Origin of the sequence: Sulfobacillus harzensis (assembly GCF_012933365.1) — a bacterium.
In the GTDB taxonomy this organism is placed as follows: domain Bacteria; phylum Bacillota; class Sulfobacillia; order Sulfobacillales; family Sulfobacillaceae; genus Sulfobacillus_B; species Sulfobacillus_B harzensis.
On the sequence record NZ_JABBVZ010000162.1, the window covers coordinates 1 to 4,960 of the forward strand.

4 protein-coding genes and 1 pseudogene are annotated in these 4,960 nt (G+C 56.5%); 1 reads left to right on the forward strand and 4 read right to left on the reverse strand.

Translation table 11 applies throughout. The features are described 5' to 3' along the window. Nucleotides 1-925: 925 nt before the first annotated feature. Together HIJ39_RS21330 and HIJ39_RS21335 are read right to left on the reverse strand one after the other, a co-directional pair. Entirely contained in the window at nt 926-2,185 is a 1,260-nt protein-coding gene (locus HIJ39_RS21330; RefSeq protein WP_169103059.1) for an MFS transporter, read from the reverse strand. 419 nt (nt 2,186-2,604) lie between these two features. Next, nucleotides 2,605-3,111: a hypothetical protein gene (locus HIJ39_RS21335; RefSeq protein WP_169103060.1), complete on the reverse strand. Its 507-nt coding sequence runs from the start codon at nt 3,109-3,111 to the stop codon at nt 2,605-2,607. 361 nt (nt 3,112-3,472) lie between these two features. On the opposite strand from HIJ39_RS21335, the gene HIJ39_RS21340 reads away from it, so the two are divergent. Further along, nucleotides 3,473-3,952, forward strand: a complete 480-nt coding sequence (locus HIJ39_RS21340; RefSeq protein ID WP_169103061.1) for a carboxymuconolactone decarboxylase family protein — start codon at nt 3,473-3,475, stop codon at nt 3,950-3,952. A 47-nt stretch (nt 3,953-3,999) separates the two neighbouring features. Here the strand turns inward: HIJ39_RS21340 and HIJ39_RS21345 are convergent, their stop codons facing one another. Together HIJ39_RS21345 and tnpA are read right to left on the reverse strand one after the other, a co-directional pair. Further along, complete coding sequence (locus tag HIJ39_RS21345) at nt 4,000-4,233, reverse strand: DUF2249 domain-containing protein (RefSeq protein ID WP_169103062.1); 234 nt, start codon at nt 4,231-4,233, stop codon at nt 4,000-4,002. A gap of 165 nt (nt 4,234-4,398) precedes the next feature. Next, nucleotides 4,399-4,814, reverse strand: a pseudogene (gene tnpA, locus HIJ39_RS21350) (IS200/IS605 family transposase). Between the last annotated feature and the right edge of the window lie 146 nt (nt 4,815-4,960).

Sequence of the window (4,960 nt, forward strand, 5' to 3'; positions counted from 1 at the left end):
CACCACAACCGTACCAACGGGGGGATTTTTTCCTCAACTGTCAAAGTCCGCCGAAATCACATCTCTACAGGACGCTTTGTCGTAGGAACCAAACTCGCCCGGGGTGGAAAGGTCTTTCGAGTACGGTATTCGCAATCTGACACTTCCGTGACCACAGCCGGTTCTCTGTGCCGCAGGTGGATGACTAACGTCAGCCGACGATAGTCCCCGCTGTCACCTGTCGGCGTGGCGCTACGATTAGGTGTGCCGGGAAGCCGAGCGATCGGACCGTTCCCCAATGAGCGCCTTGCCTCCCGTACCGTATCCCCGGGCGGCGCGCACACCTTGCTCGACATCAGGGACCCGAGCCCCATGATCGGGACCGGGCCAGCATAGTCCCTTAACCCCGTGGCTTTTCGGCCTGGCGCGCCTGCAATCTCCTGGGGCGTCCAGGTTCCGCCGATAATCGGAAATGGTTTTAGGCTGCCTTACGGCATGGGCTTAGCATTCATTGGGCGGAATGGCGGGACGCCTTCGGGTAGGCCGGGGATCCGGTGTGGTTCGTTGTGCCATCCCTGAGCCCTGCGGCCGAAGAACACGTGGTGCCCATTGCGTCGTTTTGGAATGATGACGTGTACTGGGTATCCGACACTGGGGGGCGCATCGGCGACGATCTTAAGAGCTCGGTCCAAGGGGCGGGACAAGTCAGGGGTCGAGACGCCATATATTTGACGTCCAGGACGGCCAGGGCATCAGAGAGGCGGCGGTGTGTTCCGGTGGGATAGGGCGTGGATCACCTAAGCGACATCCCCTCTGGGTATAGATCGCCCTATTAAATCTCCTTCCTGATGCTCCAACCCCAACCTAAGCGCTCAACCCGGGGACCTCGACTCAACGTGGCTCTCCCATAGCACGCCCTCTATCAGGCTTTCGATCCGGCATTGGCTTAAACGTTTGCCTCCCGCCGGGAGTCCCCGTTTCCTGCTGCGCCGCGCGCGAAGAAAAAACCTACGATTATCCCGATGATTGGCATGCTGCCAAACACCGCAGATGCACCGAAGACGTGAAATGCCAGGCTTCCTAGTGCTATTCCGATAAAAAATGCCGCATTTTGCGCCATTCCCACGGCACCAAAATATGACGCTGTGCTTTCCTCGCGCGGCAAAGCGCTGACGCGATTGTTGAGCTCAATCGCCCACAGCACCTCCCCCATGGAGTAGAAAAACATGCCCATGACCCACGCCCAAACGGAGCCGATGGTACCGCCGAGAGTCAACCCTATTCCAGTCAACAGCGCGCCCACACTGAATGTGGCGGTAGAATTCTTGCGCGCCGACACTTTCAGAGCCAGCGGCTGACAGGCCACTACGACGACGGTGCCGAGAGCGACGATGGGACCAAAGACGGCAACCCCGTCGCGGAAGTGTTCGGTGAAGTACAGCGGGACGGTGGAATCCAATTGCGACTCCATGATTGTTAGTAGAAACATCGAGACTACCGTGTAACGTAATGGCTTATCGGCCAGGACCCCCTTGACCACCGGCAACAGCCGAGGACGCTCCGACGCCAGTACCGGCTTCGACGCGTCGACGGAAGCAGCGGAGCGATCTCTCCAAAACAGGATGACCAAGACGATAAACATGGCAACGCGCACGGCGCTCAGGAGCATGATGGGGACGTTCGATTGTCCTGCCCTTAAGAGTTCGGAAGCCATGAGCAGCCCCAACAGAGCACCCACGTTATTAATCCAATAGAGATAATTTTGCAAGATGCCCCGATGCGTAGGAGAGGCAGTCAGATTGAGGATACTCTGAATCCCACCCGACGTGACAGACATCGCCAGCCCCGCTATGATCATGAGAAGGAGAAGGTCCACGAAGCGATGGACGAGAGCCACCGCCCCCACGCTTAAACCATAAACCAGAAGTCCAAGCGTATAGGCTCGCACGACGCCTATTCGATCAGCGACGTATCCGCCTGCCAGGCCGAGTAGCATGACCGCCAAAAAGGGCACTGAAACCAGCAGCCCGGACTCCGAGGTTGACAGGCCCTGGGCATGCCGAAAATAAATCAAGAAAAATGGTTCGACCATGTAAAATGTTGTAGCTGACAGCAGCGCAACGACAAGCAGGAGGGTCACGCGGGGATTGAATACCTGCCGCCACGGGGATGGGGGTACTGCAACCGCATCGGGTGTTTCGGACATGTAAATCCGTTCCTTTCACGATCGCCGGGACCGGTTTCTCTCCAGACCCGCCCCGTTGTGCCGCTCAGGGGTGGAACCACAGCATGAACCGGGTTTAGGAATCCAACTATACCATATGTCCCATGGCACTGCCCATCGGGTCAGGTGGACCATCACCGTAGGCCATCGACGTCACCCGCGATATTTCAGTCGGGATTTCACGGCGGCCAGGATGACGCTTGCTTACGGGTCAGTGCCCGAACGGAGAGCCTTCTTGGGGACGACCGAGGATGCCCCGTATCGGCTTGGCGCTGGCCAAGCACCTTCAGACGTCCTTCCGAGAAGCCGTGTGCCGGGCCCCAGGGGACATGCCGTCGAGACAGAGGTCCATAAAGAGAGCCCATTAATGGACCGCAAGGCCCCTTGCAACAGGCAAAGCACTACTCTCGATAGACGAGATGAGGCTGCCCCGTTTTGGAAAAGTCGAAGTAATAATTGATAATCAAAGCTGGTGAGCGTTTGGCGAATTGGTTGAAAGGGATATTCGGCTCCCCTGTGGCAATCCACCACAACTGGCCGACGATAGATGGGCCGCAAGCATTGGCCAAATCCGAGGCATAAGGCGATTGGCGTGCAAGGCCCTCTTGGACATTGGACGGCTGATACGGTTCAAATACTTTAGTGGACCAGATGCGGGGATGATGTCGGACGTAGTCATTGAGTAATCTGAGGGTAGCGGTACTGGCGTTGTTTGGCGGCAACTCGGTTTGGCCAAGAGATATTGGAGCTGGACACGATGGAAGGGGCGGTCTGCTGGTGGAGCCCCTGCGTGTCGATGCCACAGCCGTTGATCGGGGCCGAGTCCCAGCCGCGGACACCGTGCCACAGCCAGCAGCGAATACCATCATGGCGAAGCCGACGGCAGCAAGTTTCTCAATGGTCGCCATGGCAACCCCCTTTATCTCTACTGACAACGGGGAATACTACACCCATCAAACGCTACGCCAACCTGGTTCGGTCACTCCGTAAACCGGCGCGCCCAATCTCCCAAGAGCCGAGGCTCATTAAGACACGCTTTCATCTGTTGTGTCCTCTTAATCTGCCACAACGACGCGGGGATAATTGAGGTTACACCAATGATCATGCTTTAGCTCGGCGTCCTCCCCATTCACCGAGGCGACAACGGTCTATCCCCAACGAGAGACTTCCCATAATCCCCCTAAAGAACTCCCCACTGCGGAGGTGTGATGCACATCACGCCATTTTCGGCAAGGTGTGGCATGCTCGTAAACAGGAGGGGATGCCTAGATGAGTGAAAATCTTGATGGATCTTTACGACTAGATTGGAGTACCGTGTTACCCGAAGCACGGGACGCTATGGTGCAGTTAGAGTCGGTCGCCCACCATGCTGGAATCCCTCGGGAAATCCTTGAATTGGTGAAAATCCGTGTTTCTCAGATAAACGGGTGTGCCTACTGCCTGGACATGCATACCAAGGAGGCACGAAACGCGGGCGAGCGGGAACAACGTATTTATGCGCTATCCGCGTGGCGCGACGCCCCTTTTTATTCACCACGGGAACGTGCCGCGCTCCAATGGGCCGAAGCCGTAACAAAAATATCCGAAGGAGTCTCTGACACCGTATACCAAGCGCTTGAAGAGCAATTTAGCCCGCGTGAGATTGCGGCTTTGACGGCCGGCGTCATCGCGATTAATTCCTGGAATCGCTGGGCGATTAGTCTTAAAGCGGAGCAACCGGGAACCTATCGCCCCGATTTAGCGCGATAAATGAACGGGGGCGGCAACGTGCCGCCCCATCGTCTCTTGAGTCACGCTTAATTCCGTGTCAATAAAATGGCATACCGCGTGGGACCCGATTCTTGGTACTCCACTGAAAATACACCGGGTTGTTCCGCGTCCAACTGATACAAAAGCGGCTTGGGATCGTGGTCGTTGATAAGAAGTGCCGAAAATCCCTTGGGGACGGCGTCAAAGGTTGCTAAAATCGTCTGGTGCTTAACCGGCGGGGGCAACATCGGTGCGTTGATGATAATGACTGGCTCAGACATCGAAAGCGGTACCTCCTATTGCTCAAAGTGTGTGTCCATGAAGAGCTTACGGTTCACCCTCCAATGACGTCGTGACCAGGATCACACCGACGGGCACAATTTATCAGATGCGCCGTAAAACGCCGTTCAGGGCGGAGATATAAGGCGCTGACCCTGTAGTAGGGGTCAATCCGGGGTGTCCTGTTGTTCGATGTATTGCCGAATGATGGAGCGAGGGGCTCCCCCCGCCGATCGGCAAAATAACTCGGCGACCAGAGGCTGCCGCCCCCCAGCTCCCGCTCAATGCTCGGATAGTGCTTCTTACGGATCAGTCGGGATGAGACGCCCTGGAGGCTATTCACCAGTCGAGAAATCGCGACTTTTGGCGGGTATGTGATCAGCAAATGCACATGATCTCGCTCGCCGTCGAATTCTTCCAGCGTCGCTTCAAAGTCCTGGCACACGTTGGAAAAGATGGCCCGCAGATCCTCCAAGATCTCTTTCGTGAAGACCAACCGCCGATACTTCGCCACAAAGACCCAATGCACGTGTAAGGCGAAAATACAATGTCTGCCGGTGCGGTAGTCGCTTGAATTCGCCATAGACCAAGCGTATAATAGAAACAACTGTTCTCCAATAAAAGAGGGGGGGAACTTTACGCACGAAACCACCGTCTTCACCTATCGGATTTCCCTCTCCCCGACCGAATGGGCCAAGGCGTCCGCCGCCCGAAGCGCGGCTGGAGACC